General features: G+C 61.3%; 9 protein-coding genes. 7 read left to right on the top strand and 2 right to left on the bottom strand.

Translation table 11 applies throughout. The features are described 5' to 3' along the window. Positions 1 to 9 precede the first annotated feature (9 nt). Complete coding sequence (gene sctV / locus POF45_RS06090) at positions 10 to 2,103, bottom strand: type III secretion system export apparatus subunit SctV (RefSeq protein ID WP_259495156.1); 2,094 nt, start codon at positions 2,101 to 2,103, stop codon at positions 10 to 12. Beyond that, positions 2,100 to 3,209: a type III secretion system gatekeeper subunit SctW gene (sctW, locus tag POF45_RS06085; RefSeq protein ID WP_259495155.1), complete on the bottom strand. Its 1,110-nt coding sequence runs from the start codon at positions 3,207 to 3,209 to the stop codon at positions 2,100 to 2,102. Before sctW ends, sctV begins: the two co-directional genes overlap by 4 nt. A 264-nt stretch (positions 3,210 to 3,473) precedes the next feature. Here sctW and POF45_RS06080 point away from each other — a divergent pair, with 264 nt between their 5' ends. From POF45_RS06080 to POF45_RS06050, 7 genes are all read left to right on the top strand, one after another. Next, positions 3,474 to 4,031 (top strand): RNA polymerase sigma factor, encoded by a 558-nt coding sequence (locus POF45_RS06080; RefSeq protein ID WP_259495154.1) that lies wholly within the window; start codon positions 3,474 to 3,476, stop codon positions 4,029 to 4,031. Beyond that, positions 4,028 to 4,564: a GNAT family N-acetyltransferase gene (locus POF45_RS06075; RefSeq protein ID WP_259495153.1), complete on the top strand. Its 537-nt coding sequence runs from the start codon at positions 4,028 to 4,030 to the stop codon at positions 4,562 to 4,564. Before POF45_RS06080 ends, POF45_RS06075 begins: the two co-directional genes overlap by 4 nt. Before the next feature lie 1,862 nt (positions 4,565 to 6,426). Then, a complete protein-coding gene (locus POF45_RS06070) occupies positions 6,427 to 7,836 on the top strand; it encodes a TolC family outer membrane protein (RefSeq protein WP_282315328.1) in 1,410 nt (469 codons plus the stop codon). Positions 7,837 to 7,969: 133 nt separating this feature from the next. Next, the gene (locus POF45_RS06065) at positions 7,970 to 10,108 is read left to right on the top strand and encodes a type I secretion system permease/ATPase (RefSeq protein WP_259495149.1); all 2,139 of its coding nucleotides are present in this window, start codon (positions 7,970 to 7,972) and stop codon (positions 10,106 to 10,108) included. A gap of 96 nt (positions 10,109 to 10,204) precedes the next feature. Then, positions 10,205 to 11,620: an HlyD family type I secretion periplasmic adaptor subunit gene (locus POF45_RS06060; protein ID WP_282315327.1), complete on the top strand. Its 1,416-nt coding sequence runs from the start codon at positions 10,205 to 10,207 to the stop codon at positions 11,618 to 11,620. A gap of 76 nt (positions 11,621 to 11,696) precedes the next feature. Continuing rightward, positions 11,697 to 12,173 carry a hypothetical protein gene (locus POF45_RS06055; RefSeq protein ID WP_259495146.1) on the top strand — a complete coding sequence of 159 codons (477 nt, stop codon included), beginning with the start codon at positions 11,697 to 11,699 and terminating at the stop codon, positions 12,171 to 12,173. Positions 12,174 to 12,399: 226 nt separating this feature from the next. Further along, complete coding sequence (locus POF45_RS06050) at positions 12,400 to 18,756, top strand: SPM autocatalytic domain-containing protein (RefSeq protein WP_282315326.1); 6,357 nt, start codon at positions 12,400 to 12,402, stop codon at positions 18,754 to 18,756. Positions 18,757 to 18,855: the final 99 nt, after the last annotated feature.

The raw sequence follows: 18,855 nt of genomic DNA, 5'->3' as shown, positions 1-18,855 counted from the left end.
GCTGCTCCGTCAGGCACACAGGGCCTGTGCCTCTTCCAGATCGATTCGCCCCAATACCTGCACTTGCACCGTGGACAGCAACTCGGCGAAGGACAGCACCGGAACATGATTGAATTCTTCGTTGAGCAAGCCGTGCAGCGGGCTGCGCAGGTCCTGGGCAACCAGCAGCACCGGATTGGGTTTGCTGCGCAGGCCAAAGGCATCGCGCAATTGCTCCAGCAACGCGCTGCCCACCTGCGGTTCGAGGGCGAAGTACGCCTCGTTCTGGCTCTGGCGCAGGGCATCGCGCAGCAGCACTTCGGTTTCCGGGGTCACCAGCCAGGCGTGCAGCGCGCCGTGTTCGGCGTGCTGATGGCAGATTTGCGCCTTGAGGGCGATGCGCACGTAATCGGTGAGGGCGTTCAGGTCGCGTTCGTGCTGGCCCTGCTCGATCAGGGTTTCGGCAATCGGGCGCACTGAACGCAGCGACACCAGCTCCGCCGACAGCCGCTGCAACACCGCCGCGAAGCGCGCCAGCGGCAGGGTGCGTTGCAGCTCCTGGGCGAGTTCCGGTTGTTCGGTTTCGAGCCAGCCGAGGATCGCCTTGCTCTCCTGCAAGCCGATGAATTGCGGCCCGGTGGCCTGAAAGGCGCGGCTCATGCGTTCCAGAATCAGCTCGTCGGCGCTGAGTGCATCGACGGTGCCCATGCGCAGCATCGAATGCCCGGCGTCGAACCACACCCACTGGCTTTCGTCGCGCTCGACCCGCCCCGGTTCGCCGTCATGCACCTCGCCGGCCTGGCGCTGGTGCACGGCCATCCGCGTGGCGCTGAACGTCGCGCGAATCAGTGGCACTTCGTAGACGCAGAAACAGAACTCGTCCGTCGCCAGTTGCTCGCTGAAATCCAGGTCGAAGGAGGGCAGGGTGAGGCCGAACTGGTGCACCAGCGTGTTACGCCGCTGCCGGATGCCCTGAATCAATTGCTCCAGCGGCGCGCTGCCCTTGTGCTCGGGATGAAACTGCAACAGGTAGGCGCGTGACGGGTTGAAGCGACGGATATCCTCGCGGCCATTGAGCTCCGGCGCACCGTTGCGCGCCGCGCCGGCATTGTCTTGCTGGATCTGTTTCTGGCGGATGCGCCACAGCTGAATCAGGCCGCTGAACAGGCAGATCATGCTGATGCTGATGAACACCAGGCTCGGCATGCCGGGGATCGCCGCGAAGCCGAGCATGCCAATCGATGAGAACACCCAGGCCTTCGGTTGACTCGTCAATTGCTCGGCAATCTCGTGGCCGATGTTGGCATCGGCGGCCTGGCTGTCGGGCGCCACGCGGGTGATGATCATGCCGGCGGTGAGGGAAATCAGCAGCGCCGGGATCTGCGCGATCAGGCCGTCACCGATGGTCAGCACCGAATACAGGTGCATGGCGTCCGCCGCTTCCATGCCGTTCTGCAGCACGCCGATGGCGAAGCCGCCGATCAGGTTGATGAACACGATCACCAGCCCGGCCACGGCATCGCCCTTGACGAACTTCATGGCGCCGTCCATGGCGCCGAACAGCTGGCTTTCCTTGGACAGTTGTTCACGGCGCTGGCGGGCTTCGCGCACGTTGATCAGGTTGGCGCGCAGGTCGCTGTCGATCGACATCTGCTTGCCGGGCATGGCGTCGAGGGTGAACCTTGCCGCCACCTCGGCCACCCGTTCCGAGCCCTTGGTGATCACCAGGAAGTTGACGATGGTCAGGATCAGGAAAATCACCAGGCCCACCGCCAGGTTGCCGCCGACCACGAAACTGCCGAACGCTTCGACGATGTGCCCGGCGTCCTGCTGCAACAGAATCAGGCGTGTGGTGGCAATCGACAGCGACAGGCGAAACATCGTCGTCAGCAGCAACACCGCCGGAAATGTCGAGAACGCCAGCGGCCGTGGCAGGTACATGGCGAGCACGATCAGCAACGAGGAAATGCAGATGTTCAGGGCGATCAGCACGTCCACCAACGCGGTGGGCAGCGGCAGGATCATCATGAACACGATGGCCATGACCATCACCGCGCCGACAATCTCGGTGCGGCGCATTACCGCCAGCGCGAGGCTGTTGAGCAGATGAATCAAGCGGTTCATTGCGTACCCCGGTGCGGCTCGGACAGCCCCATCAGTTGCCGTTCCTGACGGGCCAGTTCATCCATCATGTTGTGCAGCAGGCGCAGGCCGTTCTGCCGGGTCTTCAGGTCTTTCCACAGCACCAGTGGCAGGTTTTGCAGCAGCGGGTAGAAGCCGTTGAGGAACAGCGGGTGCAGGCGCGATTCGGCGCCCACGGTGTCTTCGGTGAGCAGTGTCAGGTCGCGGGCGAAGAAGCCGTTGGCGCAAAAACGCAGCACCCGTTTGCCCATGGTCAGCGGCGTCATGTTGCTGCGCGGGGCGCGCTGCTGCATGCGTTCGAGCAATGCGAGGCAGGTTTTCAGCAGGTTGTTCAACTGCCCGCAGGAGCCCAGCCCGCGCAGCATCGTCGCCAGCACGCCGCTGGGCAGCGACGGCGAGAGCGCGGCGATGTCGTCCGCCAGCGCCCGTTGCAAGGTGCGCAGGCCACGGGCGAACTGTTCTTCACTGAAGCGCTCCAGCAGCGCTTCGAGCAACGTCGCCAGCGGCTGCTGGCCGACGATGGCCTTGTAGTAGAGCTGACGCATGGCGGCGCGTTGTTGCGGGTCCTGGCTGAACAATGCGATGGCGCTGGCGGTGTTGAAACCGGCGCGGATCTTGTCGCCGTGCAATTGCCGCAGCTCGTCGATCAGGTTGCGCGTGGTGTCGACCTCGGCCTCAAGGCCCTCGGCCGTGGACAGGCGCAAGGCCTGTTGCAGCAGGATGTCGGTGCGCGCCGGGTCGTGTTCGCCGAGGGCCAGCGCCGCCTCCATCGACGGCTGCTGTTGCAGCTGTGCCTGCATGCGCCGCGCCTGTTGTTCCAGGCTGGGTTGGTCGGCGTGGTCAAGCAGGCGATAGAGCTCGACCAGTTTCTCGATGCGCTCCACCCGTTGCCCGCGACCGGGTTCGCTGATGTGGCGCTCGTCCAGGCTCTTGCTGTGACGTTCGACGCTTTCGCTGAACTTCAGCGCCACCTCTTCCATGGAGTCGATCAGCGGGTTTTTCGCCACGGCCGATTCCGCTGGCGCGCCGAACATTGGGCGCGCAATCAGGTCCAGGGGCATGACGTCGTTGTAGGTGTTGATTTTCATGGAAGCGCGCTATCCACCGCAGTACAGGTGCGTTGTGAGTGGCGTTTGGCGGCGGCTGGTTCCCTCCCTTGTACAAAGCCGCAAATGTTGTGCAAGAACTGGCACGGGCTTTTGCCGCACAGTGCAAGATCTGGCACAAATCGAACTTTCCGTAAAAAATAAATCAATAAAAACAACAGCTTGAAAATGTATCGAGGTTGGTACGCTCGATGCTCTCTATCCCCCTCGCCACTGTCGGCATAGCTGAGTGATGAGGGATCAAGCGTGGAAGCAAGTACAGTTCAGACGGAAGCGAACGTCATTGGCACCATCAAGCTGGACCTGGGCGGTCTGGCCCTGCGCAGTGAAAAGAAGCTGCGTTGTTTCATCAATAAACGGGTGTTCAATCGGGCCGATGTCGACGATCTGATGCAAATGACCTACCTCGAGGCCTGGCGTAACCAGCACAAGTTTCTCGGCGCCTCGAAACCTGAAACCTGGCTGTTCGGGATTGCCACCAACCTGGTCAGCAATCACTTCAAGACCCTCTACAGCCAGCCGCCTTGCGCGGTGCTGGAGGAGTCGGGGATCGAGAGCCTGGAGCACGGGCATGACCCCAGTCAGGTCAGTGATCATCAACGGCTGCTGGGCCGGACCCTGGAAGCCATCGACCGGTTGTCCGTGGACATGCGCGCGGTGATTGATCTGGTGGTCGACTCGGACATCAGCTATCAGGACGCCGCGCTGCAATTGGGTGTGCCGATCGGCACCGTGCGCTCGCGGCTGGCCCGGGCCCGTGGCCAGTTGAAAATGAGTGTGTACGCCGGGAGTGCCCATCAATGAACGGTTTTGTCAGCCGCACGGCACCCGCAGTCCTGCCACGGGGTGTTCGAGAGTCCTGCGACGCCGACCTGCCGGCGATGATGCACATCTTCAACGAAACCGCCGGCACTGGTGCCAACTCCCCGGTGACCCGGCCCATGACCCTGGAAGAAGTGACCTTCTACATCAACCTGTACAAGCGCGACGGGCTGCCGGTGTACGTACTTGAACGTGGTGGGGAAGTGGTCGGCTGGTTGTCGATCAACCGCTTCAGTTGGGGCACCCAGGCGTGTCGCAACACCGGGGAAACGGCGATCTATGTCCGTGCCGATCGACATGGCAGCGGGATTGGCGTGAGGTTGGGGCATGCCACAGTGATCCTCGGTCGCCAGTTCGGCCTGGAAACCCTGGTGGCCTGGATCATGGCCGCCAACGTCCCCAGCCAGCATATCGTGCAGTCGATTGGCGCAACGTTGTGGGCGCGTTTGCCGAATATCGCGCGTTTTGGTGAAGAACGGGCGGATGTGTTGTTGTTCGGCTTGCCCCTCAGTTAAACGCAGGACAATGTGGGAGTAAGCCTGCTCGCGAAGGCGGTGGATCAGTCGGCATTGATGTTGAAGGTGCTGGCCCCATCGCGGGCAAGCCCGCTCCCACAGTGGATCGCGGTCGAGCGCCAATTTTGTGTTCACTGAAGATCTCTGTGGGAGCCGGGCTTGCCCGCGATGGTGGTGGGTCAGTCGGCATTGATGTTGAAGCTGATGGCCCCATCGCGGGCAAGCCCGCTCCCACACTGGATCTGTGTGGATCGCCAGTGTTGTGTTCACTGAAGATCACCTGTGGGAGCCGGGCTTGCCCGCGATAGCGGTGGGTCATTCAGCAAGGATGGTGACTGACACTGCCCCATCGCGAGCAAGCTCGCTCCCACACTGGATCGCTATCGAACGCCGATTTTGTGTTTACTGAAGACCAACTGTGGGAGCCGGGCTTGCCCGCGATAGCGGTGGGTCATTCAGCAAGGATGGTGACTGACACGGCCCCATCGCGAGCAAGCCCGGCTCCCACACTGGACCGCTATCGAGCGCCAATTTTGTGTTCACTGAAAATCCCCTGTGGGAGCCGGGCTTGCCCGCGATAGCGGTGGGTCATTGGGCAATGATTGTGACTGACACTGCCCCATCGCGGGCAAGCCCGCTCCCACAGTGGATCGCTATCGAACGCCGATTTTGTGTTCACTGAAGATCAACTGTGGGAGCCGGGCTTGCCCGCGATAGCGGTGGGTCATCAGCAAGGATGGTGCCTGGCACGGCCCCATCGCGAGCAAGCTCGCTCCCACACTGGATCTGTGTGGAACGCCGATTTTGTGTTTACTGAAGACCAACTGTGGGAGCCGGGCTTGCCCGCGATAGCGGTGGGTCATTCAGCAAGGATGGTGACTGACACGGCCCCATCGCGAGCAAGCTCGCTCCCACACTGGATCTCTGCCGAGCGCCAGTGCTGTGTTCACTGAAGATCAACTGTGGGAGCCGGGCTTGCCCGCGATAGCGGTGGGTCATTCAGCAAGGATGGTGACTGACACGGCCCCATCGCGAGCAAGCTCGCTCCCACAGTGGATCGCTATCGAACGCCGATTTTGTGTCCACTGAAGATCAACTGTGGGAGCCGGGCTTGCCCGCGATAGCGGTGGGTCATCAGCAAGGATGGTGACTGACACTGCCCCATCGCGGGCAAGCCCGCTCCCACAGTGGATCGCGGTAGAACACCGATTTTGTGCTCGCTGAGGATCAACTGTGGGAGCCGGGCTTGCCCGCGATAGCGGTGGATCATCAGCAAGGATGGTGACTGACACGGCCCCATCGCGAGCAAGCTCGCTCCCACAGTGGATCTGTGTGGATCGCCAATGTTGTGCTCGCTGAAAATCAACTGTGGGAGCCGGGCTTGCCCGCGATGGCGGTGGGTCATTTGGCAATGATGGTGACTGACACTACGCCATCGCGGGCAAGCCCGCTCCCACACGGGATCGCTGTCGAGCGCCAGTGTTGTGTTCACTGAAAATCCCCTGTGGGAGCCGGGCTTGCCCGCGATGGCGGTGGGTCATTGGCAGTGATGGTGACTGACACTGCCCCATCGCGGGCAAGCCCGCTCCCACAGTGGATCGCGGTAGAACACCGATTTTGTGCTCGCTGAGGATCAACTGTGGGAGCCGGGCTTGCCCGCGATGGCGGTGGGTCATTTGGCATTGATGGTGACTGACACTGCCCCATCGCGGGCAAGCCCGCTCCCACAGGGTTGGTCGTGATCCTGTACAAATGATGGCAAGTGGCTACAAAAGCGTCTTGTTGCGACGCGGGGGCAGGCGTAGGATGCGCCCCCTGATCAGCCCGGCTGAATCGTCTATAGCAACTCGACACGGATAGTTATGACTGCTCCCTCCCGTTTTTTGGCTCCGCTGCTGATCCCGCTCCTGACACTCCCTCCATTGGCTGCGGCCAGTCCTGATCGCGCCGACTTGCTCGGGGTGTATCGGCAAGCGGTTGAACACGATGCCCAACTGTCTGCCGCCCGCCATGATTATCTGGCCCGGCGCGAAAGTGTGCCGCAAGCCAGGGCCGGATTACTGCCCACCCTCAATGCCGGGAGCACCGTTGAATCGGTGCGCCTGCAACGCGATGAGCCGGGCCTGACCCGTACCCGCAGCACCTCGGTGTTTCAGGCCAATCTCAACCAGCCGCTGTTTCGGGCCGACCGCTGGTTTCAACTCGAAGCGGCGCAAGCCAGTACCTCGCAGGCCGAACTTGAACTGGGAGCCAAGGAGCAGGGCCTGGTCCTGACCACGGCCCAGGCCTATTTCGAAACCTTGCGCGCACTGGATTTGCTGGCCGCCTCCAAAGCCGAGGAGGCTGCGCTCAAGCGCCAGCAGCAACAGGCTCAGGCACGCCTTGAAAACGGTGCGTCGAGCATCACCGATGTCCTCGACGCCCAGGCCGCTTACGACAACGCCAATGCCAATCGCAAACTCGCCGAGCGCAAGGTCGATGACGCGTACGAAGGCCTGTCGCGTTTGACCCGCCAGGACTATTCGGCAATCGAGGGCATTGAGCATCAATTGCCCGTGCAACTGCCGGCTCCCAACGACGCCAACGCCTGGGTCAGTCGTGCGGTGCAGCAGAACCTGGCGTTGCAGGCCAGCAGTTTCGCGGTGATTGCCGCCGAGCAGACCAACCGCCAGCGCAAGGCCGGTTATGCACCGACTGTCGACGCGGTGGCGTCCTGGCGCAAGGGTGACAACGACAGTTTCGGCTACAGCAACCCGACCGATTTCGGCCGCGATGGCTACCGGGGCAGCGTCGCGCAAGGCAGCATCGGCGTGGAGTTGAACATCCCGTTGTACAGCGGTGGCATGACCCGCTCGCAGGTGCGCGAAGCCACTGAACGTCTGGCGCAAAGTGAAGACGAGCGCGAAGACCGCCGCCGCGAAGTGGTGCAGAACACGCGAAATTTCTATCGCGCAGTCAATTCCGATATCGAACAGGTGACTGCTCGCCGGCAGACGATTCGTTCGGGCCAGGCCTCGGTGAAGGCCAATCAGGTGGGCCGTGATCTGGGCTCGCGTAACACAGCGGATGTACTCAACGCCGAGCGCCAGTTGTATGGCGCCGTGCGTGAGTACAACAACGCCCGTTACGACTACATCATCGACACGCTCAAACTCAAGCAGGCGGCCGGGACATTGAGTCCCGCCGACCTGACCGATCTGGCCATGTACCTGAACAAGGACTACGACCCGGACCGTGATTTCCTGCCACCTCAGGAGCGTCAGGCGTTGTGAAGGTCAATTCATACGATTGAGTGAAATAAATCTCAGCGGATGATGTCATATTGATTCTAATTGTTTCAAAATTGATATAACCTTTTGAAAGGTTTACGAATTTACTGTCGCTACGCGGCACGCATGGAAGCTTATGAGTGATCAAGGAAGGGGCGCCGAGTCGCCCGCCCCAGATACCGGTCTCGTGTGTCTGGTGATGTTGGCCCGGTTTCATTCGGTGGCGGCATCCGCCGAGCAACTGGCGCATGAATTCGCGCCTTCGAATCAGCCCTTCACGCAACGTGAACTGCTGCTCGCCGCACGCAAGCTGGGACTCAAGGCCAAGTCGGTCAACACCACCATCGCCCGTCTGGACCGCACGCCGTTACCGGCGATTGCCGCGAATGGCGATGGCACGTTTTTCATCATCGCCAAGCTCGATCAAGGCCAGGCGCTGATTCAGGACCCGCGTGCCGAGCGCCCGGAGGTGATTACTTTTGAAGCACTGGCCGCGCGCTGGAGCGGTGAATTGCTGCTGGTGCGTTCCGAGTCCGGATTGCCGGGTGAAACCTCGCGTTTCGATTTCACCTGGTTCATTCCCGCCATCGTCAAATACCGCAAGCTGCTCGGCGAAGTACTGCTGGTGTCTTTTGCCTTGCAGCTGTTTGCGCTGGTCACGCCATTGTTTTTCCAGGTGGTGATGGACAAGGTGCTGGTGCATCACGGCTTGACCACCCTCGACGTGGTCGCCGCCGGACTGTTGGGCATCATGATCTTCGAGTCGGCCTTGAGCGGCCTGCGCAGCTACGTGTTCGCCCACACCGCGAGCCGCATCGACGTGGAACTGGGCTCGCGCTTGTTCCGGCATCTGATCAACCTGCCACTGGCGTATTTCCAGGCACGGCGGGTCGGTGATTCGGTCGCCCGGGTGCGTGAGCTGGAGAACATTCGCAGCTTCCTCACCGGCAACGCCATCACCCTGTTGCTGGACGTGCTGTTCTCGGTGGTGTTCGTCCTGGTGATGTTCTATTACAGCGGCTGGCTGACCCTGATCGTGCTGCTGTCGTTGCCGCTGTACGTGCTGGTTTCGCTGTTCGTCACGCCGTTGCTGCGGGCGCGGTTGCAAGACAGCTTCACCCGCGGCGCCGAGAATCAGGCGTTTCTGGTGGAGACGGTAAACGGCATCGACACGGTGAAATCCATGGCCGTCGAACCTCAGGCGATTCGCAAGTGGGACAACCAGATGGCGGCGTACGTCGCCGCCGGTTTCAAGACCCAGACGCTGTCCACCATCGCCAATGAAAGCGTGTCCCTGATCGGTAAACTGGTCACCGTCGCGACCTTGTGGCTGGGCGCGCGGCTGGTGATTGACGGGCAATTGTCGGTGGGCGAACTGATCGCCTTCAACATGCTGGCCGGTCGCGTCAGTGGCCCGATCATGCGCCTGGCGCAACTGTGGACCAGCTTCCAGCAGACCGGTGTGTCGGTGCAGCGACTGGGCGATATTCTCAACACCCGCACTGAGCTGTCCCAAGCCACCCGCAGTGCATTGCCGCCGCTCAAGGGCCAGATCGAATTCGATCAGGTGCATTTCCGTTATCGCGCCGACGGCTCGGAAGTGCTGCGCGGCGTCAGTCTGCAAATTGCCGCCGGTGAAGTGATTGGTGTAGTGGGGCGCTCCGGCTCCGGCAAAAGTACCCTGACCCGACTGTTGCAACGCCTGTACGTGCCCGAGCGCGGTCGGGTGCTGGTCGATGGCATGGACCTGGCACTGGCAGACGTTTCGTCCCTGCGCCGGCAGATAGGTGTGGTGCTGCAGGACAACATGCTGTTCAACCGCAGCATCCGCGAGAACATCGCCCTGAGCGACCCGGGCGCGCCGCTTGAAGCGGTGATGCACGCGGCGAGCATGGCCGGCGCTCACGAGTTCATCCTGGAGTTGCCCGAGGGCTACGACACCATGGTCGGCGAGCACGGCACTTCGCTTTCCGGCGGTCAGCGGCAACGGGTGGCCATTGCCCGCGCCTTGATCGGCAACCCGCGAATCCTGATTTTCGACGAGGCCACCAGCGCCCTGGATTACGAGTCCGAACGGATCATCCAGCAGAACATGCAGAGCATTTGCGCGGGCCGCACGGTGATCATCATCGCTCACCGGTTGTCGGCGGTGCGCGATGCCAATCGCATCCTGGTGGTCGATCGCGGGCAAATCGTCGAGCAGGGCAGCCATGCCGAATTGCTCACGCACCAGGCCGGTCATTACTCGCGCCTGCACCGCATGCAACAGGGTTGAGCAGCCCCGTCATCACGTGTCATTGAGCGACCCGGCGCGCCCGATTTCAGGTGCGGCGGCATTCACTGTATTCCGGATTCAAAGGACCGATTTCCCATGAGCGCAACGCCTTCGTTAATGCAGCGTTATCGCCACGCCTGGCGCGAGTCCTGGCGCCAGCGCAAACAGATGGACAGCGTCCAGCGTCTGCCGCATGAAGCACAGTTTCTGCCCGCTGCGCTGGAGTTGCAGGACACCCCCGTGCACCCGGCGCCAAGAGTTTTTGTCTGGAGCATCATGGGCTTTGCGGTGCTGGCGTTGCTGTGGGCGTGTGTGGGCAAGATCGAAGTGGTGGCGGTGGCGTCCGGCAAGATCGTGCCGAGTGGCAAGACCAAGCTGATTCAATCCAGTGAAACGGCAGTGGTCAGGGCTATTCATGTCAGTGACGGTCAGGCGGTGAAGGTCGGCGAGTTGCTGGTCGAACTCGACCCGACGGCCGCCGACGCCGACGTCAGGCGGATTCAGAGCGACCTGCTCGCCGCCCGCATCGACGGCGCCCGCAGTGCGGCGATGCTCGACGCGATCAACCAGCAAAAGCCGCCGGCATCGCTGATCGGCGCCATCACCGACGCCGACCCGCAGCAGGTGCTCAGCGCCCAGCGCTGGCTGCAAGGGCAGTATCAGGAATACCGCAACAGCCTGGAATTGGTCGACGCGGAAATCCAGCAGCGTAACGCCGAAATCCAGTCTGCACAGGCCCAGGTGGCCAGTCTTCGACAGACCGTGCCGATTGCCACGCAACTGGCCGAGGACTATCAACGCCTGCTCGCGCAGCAGTACGTCGCCCGCCACGAATACCTGGAAAAGGAGCAGGCGCGCCTGGACCTGCAACGCCAGTTGAGCGTGCAGCAGGCCAGCGTCTTGCAGTCCACCGCCGCCCAGGGCGAGGCGCGGCGGCGGCGCGAAGGCGTGGTCGCGCAAAATCGCCGCGCCATGCTCGACCTGCAACAGCAAGCCAACCAGAAAGCCGCCAGCCTGGTCGAGGAGCTGGCCAAGGCCCGCTACCAGGAAACCCTGACCAGCCTCAGCGCCCCGGTCGACGGCACCGTCCAGCAACTGGCAATCCACACTGTCGGCGGCGTAGTCACCCCGGCTCAGCCGCTGATGGTCATCGTGCCCGCTGATCAACCGGTGGAAGTGGAAGCCATGCTGGAAAACAAGGACGTCGGTTTCGTTCGCGCCGGCCAGCCGGTCACGGTCAAGGTGGAAACGTTCACCTTCACCAAGTACGGCACCGTCGCCGGTGAAGTCATCAGCGTCTCCAACGACGCCATCGAAGACGAAAAACGCGGGCTGATCTACAGCAGCCGCATCCGCCTGAAAACCGACCACCTGATGGTCAACGGCCAGCGCGTGGCGCTGTCACCGGGGATGTCGGTGACGGCGGAAGTGAAGACCGATCAGCGACGCGTGATCGAGTACTTCCTGAGCCCGTTGCAACAGCACATGGATGAGAGTTTGCGTGAGCGTTGAGGGTTGTACGGATTCAGGTGGGAAAGAGTCAGGATTGAAACGATAAATCCATCAACGTCTATGAAGTGGAAGTGTCATGAAATTCAAGGTGGGTCATTTGAGCATTGTTCGTGGGTTGAAATTGATACTGGTGGTGGTGGGTGCTCTGACGATTCTGAAATATGGCGCCATTGCCCTGTTATCGCTTGGTCCTGATGCCGATGATGATGTGACGAAGATGGCTTATCTGTCCCCAAACGGAAAGTACACCGCTGTTCACGTCACGCGTGCAGGGGGGGGCGCGATAGCGCCGTTTTGCTCGGACACGGTTTTTATTTTTAACAGCCTGCAGACCATTGATGAAGTTATTACTCACCCTGAGTACCAGGTTTATTCAGCTGAGTGTGATGTTTTTTTTGATCACCAAGCCTCACCGGCGGTGAAGTGGGATTCAGACAGTGATCTTCAAATCGATTTTGCAATTGGCGCAACCCGGACCGTGAGCCGAGACGTCAAGCTGCGTGCATCGGACGCCTCTGGAAAGATACGGGTCAGGTTTTCCGCCTATCGCTAGAAAAGGAATTTTCAAGTTTCCTCTTGAACGTACAAGAGGATTTTTAAAGTAAGGAAAGCAAGTGGCTAAACTGACGTTGATGCAGGGGCAATTTGGCAAGGACAGTTTTTTTGTACAAACCAATGACAAGACACTCGTTGCAGCGAAATGGCTGAATGACGGGCTTGGCAATTATGTTATGGATCCCCAGACCGATCAGCCGTTCATGGTGCCGGCGGATTATGATATGAAAGCCTCGATCGAACACTTCAAGCAAGTCAGGGCGGATTATGATGCGTCCTCTCTCAGCTTTCGGAACAGCCTCTACAGCGATATTTATGAGGCCTTCAGGCAAAGTGGCGTGGGGGATCTTCAACGCTCTTATAACGGTGCTTCGCACACGACAGGTGACGGCTTCGTTCCCAGCTTCACCAATGCCGCCTCTTTCAACTTCGGATTGATTGCAACCGTGTTGGGGCTGACCGAAACGGAAATTATTGGTGGCGGCGGTCTTTATAACTTATACAAGTCCTTGCGCCCCGGTGGTCAAAATATCAAGACTGAAGGCGAGTGGTGGAACAACGAGCCCAATGTCATTTCAATAAAAACCGGGATGTCGATTATTCATCCGGATCGTGACGGGCAACCGCTCATTGATCAGGGCGGACCGACGTGGACCCCGCCAGCAAGCCTGCTGAATATCGAAATCAACCCCGATCCTCAGGCGAGCCGCCAGGTACAGCTTGAGAATCAGCGAACACGAGATGCCGCCAACGGTTATATCGACAACGCCGCGACGCACAACATCTTCGCCCTCGGCGGGATTCTCAACAAAACCGATTTCACCTCCACGCAAATGGCCAGCCTGGCCTCGGGCGGTGTTCGTCCCGGTGAAATGCAGCTCGATCCTAACGCTCGCCCCAACACCTATCTGTCGCAGTTCTACCCGACCCCGGATGCGGCCAAACCGGATTTCAGCCTGCGCAGCGCCGTGACGCTGAACGGTCTGTCGGCGATGTCGACGTTCAACACGTATGTCGACCCGTTGTTGCTGGATCTGACCGGCAATGGCGTGCACATGACCGACATTCGCGACGGTGTGTTGTTCGATACCGACCACAGCGGCACGGTCAAGCGCAGTGGTTGGGCGGATCGCACCACGGGCATGCTGGTGATTGACGATGGCAGTGGCCAGGTCAAAGACGTCAGCCAGATGTTCTCCGAGTATTACGGCGGCAAGGTCGGCGTCAACGGCGCGGCTGGCGAGACGAAGTTCAAGGACGGTTTCGCGGCGCTGGCCAGCGAGGACGCGAACAAGGACGGCGTGATCGATCAGAAGGACCCGATCTGGAGCAAGTTGCGGGTCTGGGTTGACGGCACGCATGACGCAAAAGTCGATGCCGGTGAATTGAAGACCCTGGCTGAACTGGGCATCACCCAGATCAATGTGCGTGCGGCGGCGTCGCCTCAAGCTGAGATGCGTGACGGCAACAAGGTGCTCGCCACCGGTTCGTTCACGATCAATGGCAAGAACCAGGAGGCGCTGGCGGTAGATTTCCTCGGCGACCCGGTCAGCAACACCCTGACCAGTCAGGGCAGCGGCACGCGGGTGACCTCGACCACCAGCGGCGTCAACAGCCGCACCACCAGCGCTTACGCCAGCCAGAGCACCACCGGTGAAACCCTGGACGCGGCAAAACTGGGGGTGAACAATCTGTACGGCGGCAGCGGCAATGACACATTGATCGCCGCGCCCGACGGTAGCTGGCTGGTCGGCGGCGCTGGCAGCAACGCCTACATCGGCGGCCAGGGCGATGATGTTTTTGTCATCAGCGCGTCGGACGACACAAGAAACATTCGTGGCAATGGGGGGCGTGACACAGCCATCATCGTCGGCACCAAAGACGTATTCCTGAACATGGCCAGCGCCGGCCTGACCATCGCCGAAGGTGGCGGCGGCAACGACGTCATCATGAGTGGTAGCACCGGCAGCGCTTTCATCAAGGGCGGTTCCGGTAATTCGACGCTCGTGGGCGGTGGCGGCAACGACGTTCTGGTCGGCGGCACTGGCCACAACACCATCATCGGCGGCAGCGGCAAAGCGGTGATTTATGCCGGGCCGCAGGGCGACACCATTTACGCCTCCGCAGCCGGCAGCATCATTCATGCCGGTGGCGGCGCCGATAAAATCTACGGCGGCGCCGGCAACGACATCATCGAGGTCGGCCACGGTAATGCGACCATCGACGGTGATGGCGGGATCAACCTGGTCACGCTGCACGGCAACCATGGCGACTACCGCATCACCCGCACCGCGACCGGTTATGAAGTGGCCGACAAGGTCGCCGGGCGTGACGGCACGGTGACGTTGAGCAATATCCAGAAGCTCAACTTCTCGGACATTTCCGCGGTTGACCTGCTGACCCCCAACGCGATGCCGGTGGCGGATGTACTCACGCTCGACAAGGCTGGCAAGGCCTTCGATCGCACCCAGGCGCATCTGATCAGTGCCGACGCGATATTGGCCAACGATCAACGTCTCAACAGCCAGGGCGCACTGCGTATTGCCAATGTCGGCGATGCCGTCGGCGGCACGGTCAGCCTCACCGCCCAAGGCGATGTGCTGTTCACTCCGGATGCGCATTACACCGGTCTGATCAGCTTCAAGTACGGCGTGGCCGACGCGGCGGGCAATTTGTCGGCATCGGTGGTGGACCTGGGCAGCGGCCAGACGGCACCAATGCGTGCCGGTGTGACCCTGATGACGCCAGAAGTGCCGCTTGATCCGCTGGCGGCGCAGGAATGGTATTTGAGCGACACCAATGTGTTGCCGGTCTGGAAGGACTACACCGGCAAGGGCGTGCGCATCGGTCAGTTCGAGCCGGGTGGCCAGTTCGCCACCGCGCCGGAAATCTTTGATGTCGCACACCCTGACCTGGCGCCGAATATCGACCAGGCCTGGCTGCAGACGCAAAAGACCAACGGCACCTTGCCGGGGCTGGTGTCCAACCACGCGACGATGGTCGCGGGCGTGATGGTCGGCGCGAAGAACGGCATCGGCGGCGTGGGCGTGGCCTATGACGCGAAGCTCGGTGGCTACTATCTGGCCGGCAAGGGCGATGACCTGGCAGGCCTGGGGCACATGGTCAGTTTCGACATTGCCAACAACAGCTGGGGTTTCACCAATGACTTCGCCCTCAGCAGCTATCAGGACGGCCACTTCACCACGGCCACCGCACTGAGCATGAATGCGCAGTACGCGGCGAGTAACGGTCGCGGCGGCCTGGGTACGATCCTGGTGGCGGCGGGCGGCAACAGCCGTGCTACCGGTGGCAGTGCCCAGGGTTCGCTGACCAACAACAATCGTTTCTCGGTGGAAGTCGGCGCGATCAATGCGCAGGGCGATCTGTCGACCTTGCAGATCGGTTCGTCGCCATTCTCCAATCCGGGCGCCAGCCTGCTGGTGTCGGCACCGGGCAGCAACGTGGTGTCCACCAGCCACATGCTGGAGACCGAACGCGGTTCGACCTTCGGCAACGATTACACGAGCATGCAGGGCACCAGCTTTGCCGCGCCGATCGTTTCCGGCATCGTCGCGTTGATGCTCGAAGCCAACCCGAACCTGGGTTATCGCGATGTGCAGCAGATCCTCGCGTTGTCGGCGCACAAGATCAACGACCCGTCCACCCAATGGAGCGATAACGCTGCCCATGGCTGGAACGGTGGCGGCATGCACACCAGCAACGACTACGGTTTTGGTGAAGTCGATGCACGGGCTGCCGTGCGCTTGTCCGAGGCCTGGATGACCCAGAGCACCGGCGCCAACGAGTACGTCTACAGCGCCTCCAGCGGTGCGCTCGGCAAGCCATTGGCGTCGGGCGCGACGCTGACATCGTCTATCGCAATGAATGCCGGTTTGAACGTCGAGCACGTCGAAATCGACTTTGACGCCCAGGTCGGCCGCCTTGGCGATCTGACACTCAAGCTGATTTCCCCGGATGGCACCCAAAGCGTGTTGCTCAATCGTCAGGGCAAAGTCCCGGACGGCATGCCGGGGGCCAGTGCCACCGACGTCGGCAGTACGCAATCCGGGTCGTTCAAATACACCTTCATGTCGACCCATGACTTCGGTGAGCGCTCGGCGGGCAACTGGGTGTTGCAGGTGACGGACTCGGCGTCCGGTCTGCCGGTCACACTCAACTCGTGGGCGCTGCGTTTGTACGGCAGCAAAGCCACGGCGGACGACACTTATTTCTACACCGATGAATACCTGAAATCGGTGGTCGGCCATGCCAACCGCGCGGTACTGGATGACGCGGTCAACGGTGTGGCTGGCGGGCGCAACACCCTCAACGCGGCGGCTGTTTCGGGGGACACTTCGGTCAACCTGCTGACCGGTGTCGCCAGCATCGGCGGCGCGGCGTTGACGGTGAAAAATCCGTCGGGCATTCAGAACATCGTCACCGGCGACGGCAACGACACACTGGTCGCCGGCAATGCCGATGCCATGCTCGACGGCGGGCGTGGCATCAACACGTTGACGGGCGGTGCGGGCAAGGACTTCTTTGTGGTCCATCGCCGTGACGCGGGCAGCGATACGATCAACAACTTCGACGCCGCCCGTGGTGAAATCGTCGACCTGGTGGGCTTTGCCGGGAAGAAGTTCACCGATCTGCAGCTGACGCAACAGGGCGCGGACGTCAAGGTTGATCTGGGCAAGGGCCAGAGCATTGTCCTGAAAAACCAGGCGCTCGCCAGCATCACCGCCGCGAACTTCAAGTTCCAGGACAGCTTTGTGGCGCCGACCGCTTACGTCAACAGCGATGCCTCGGCGGTCAAGCCGCAGGAAGGCCTGGGCACCGTGGTGTTGAACGGTGGTGCCAAAGGCGTGATGTACAGCAGCGATGCCCAAGGCAAAATGGTGGCGTCGCTCAGCGGTACGATCTACAGCCATGACAGCGCAACGTCGGACGTGTTCGTGGTAGCGGCTCAACCCGCCGCCAAGGATTACAGCAACGTCTTGCGCGGGTTCCGCCATGGCGTCGACAAGATCGACCTGCGCCAGACCGGCATCACCGATTTCAGCCAGTTGACCGTTGAACACCAGAACCGCGCCACCTTCAATGGCTTGACGCAGATTCATGGTGTGTACGTGACGCGCAGCGATTCGAATACCAAGCTGCTGTATCTGGATGCGCTGGATGTGGCCCAGGTCAGCTCCTCGGACTTCCTCTTCGCCGACCATGCGCCGGCAGTGGTCACGCCGGTCGGACCGGTGCCGCCAGTGGACGTACCGCCAACGGTCAGCGTGCCGGGCACATTGACGCCGATTGTCGATCGCCCTGGCATCGACAAACCTGTGGTGGTCGGGCCGTTGCCGCCGATCGATCTGCATCCGACCATCGTCGTCCCCGACCCGGTGCTGCGACCTTCGGTCACGATTCCAGACTTCAAGTTGCCGGAAACCAAGACGATCGAGCAAATCCTGGCAGAGCGCGGTGTCAACCTGAACCCGACAGTGCCGGAGCACAAGACCGTCGAGCAGATCCTGGCCGAGCGTGATGCGAATCGTGGCCCGACAACGGTTCCTGATCGCAAAACCATCGAGCAGATTCTCGCCGAGCGCGGTGTCGGTTCGCTGGAACCGTCGAAGCTGCCGGACATCGGTCCGGTCGGTCGGGATGCGGGCGGGCGTACGCCAATCGATATTCCGAGCCCACGGCCGATTGTCATCCCGGACATTGCGCCGATCGATTTCTCTCACCCCGACCTGACTGTCCCGACGCGTCGACCGATTACCGTGCCAGACGTCGTGGGGGTGCAGGATCCACGGCTGATGTTCGATGACTCTCGCAAGAAAACCGACGACGCGAACGCTGCGCTGGCGGCGACGCTGGACAGAATCCGCGGAGCAACCGCTTCCAGGGATGACGCTCCAGCGGTTGCTACTGACCCGAATGTGATGACGGTCCAGGGCTTCTTCGCCGATGTCACGCTGGGCGACGAGAGCAAGACCATCAACGTCGAGGCCTCGAATGCCAAAGTGCATGCCGGCAACGGCGACAACAAGGTCAATGTGACGGGCCGTCGGGGCAATATCACCCTGGGCGATGGCAATAATGTGGTGACCGGCAACATCGACAAACTCACGGTCGGTCACGGCAATAACACCATTACCGACTCCGGGTCGTTCACCTCGGTGAAACTGGGCGATGGCAACAACAAGGTGGTGGTCAGTGGCAACATGCCGACCGTTGAAGTCGGGCACGGGGTCAATGACATCGAGTTCAGCGACGGCGGGGGTGATCTGGTGTTCGGCAAGGACATCAACCCCGATCACCTGTGGTTCCAGCACAAGGGGCAGGACTTGCAGATATCGGTCATCGGCAGCAAGCAGGAAGTCACGCTGCACAACTGGTATGCCGACAAGCCGGAGCGCCCACGGGACATCATGGCCGGTGACGGTCATCGCTTGATGGACCGAGACGTGGAGCACCTGGTCCAGGCCATGGCGGCGTTCGCGCCAGCGGCGCCTGCGACCATGACCTTCGGTGCAGCCGAGCAACAGACCTTGCAGCCAGTACTGGCGGCAAACTGGATGTAAAAAACCGTACGTTGATGCGAAAAAGGCCCGCGATATTTGTCGCGGGCCGGCGAGGGCGGTGCAACGCCGCCCCCGTCTTGCGCTCGGTTGAAGAGCCTA

This window comes from Pseudomonas fungipugnans, assembly GCF_029955235.1.
Lineage (GTDB): Bacteria > Pseudomonadota > Gammaproteobacteria > Pseudomonadales > Pseudomonadaceae > Aquipseudomonas > Aquipseudomonas fungipugnans.
Note: the sequence above shows the minus strand (reverse complement) of the source record. Positions and strands in the feature narration are given on the sequence as shown.

Coding starts and splice junctions, on each gene's coding strand:
- POF45_RS06050 (WP_282315326.1), top strand. CDS start 12,400: ATGAAAGCCTCGATCGAACACTTCAAGCAAGTCAGGGCGGATTATGAT.
- POF45_RS06060 (WP_282315327.1), top strand. CDS start 10,205: ATGAGCGCAACGCCTTCGTTAATGCAGCGTTATCGCCACGCCTGGCGC.
- sctW (WP_259495155.1), bottom strand. CDS start 3,209: ATGAAAATCAACACCTACAACGACGTCATGCCCCTGGACCTGATTGCG.
- sctV (WP_259495156.1), bottom strand. CDS start 2,103: ATGAACCGCTTGATTCATCTGCTCAACAGCCTCGCGCTGGCGGTAATG.
- POF45_RS06070 (WP_282315328.1), top strand. CDS start 6,427: ATGACTGCTCCCTCCCGTTTTTTGGCTCCGCTGCTGATCCCGCTCCTG.
- POF45_RS06055 (WP_259495146.1), top strand. CDS start 11,697: ATGAAATTCAAGGTGGGTCATTTGAGCATTGTTCGTGGGTTGAAATTG.
- POF45_RS06065 (WP_259495149.1), top strand. CDS start 7,970: ATGAGTGATCAAGGAAGGGGCGCCGAGTCGCCCGCCCCAGATACCGGT.
- POF45_RS06075 (WP_259495153.1), top strand. CDS start 4,028: ATGAACGGTTTTGTCAGCCGCACGGCACCCGCAGTCCTGCCACGGGGT.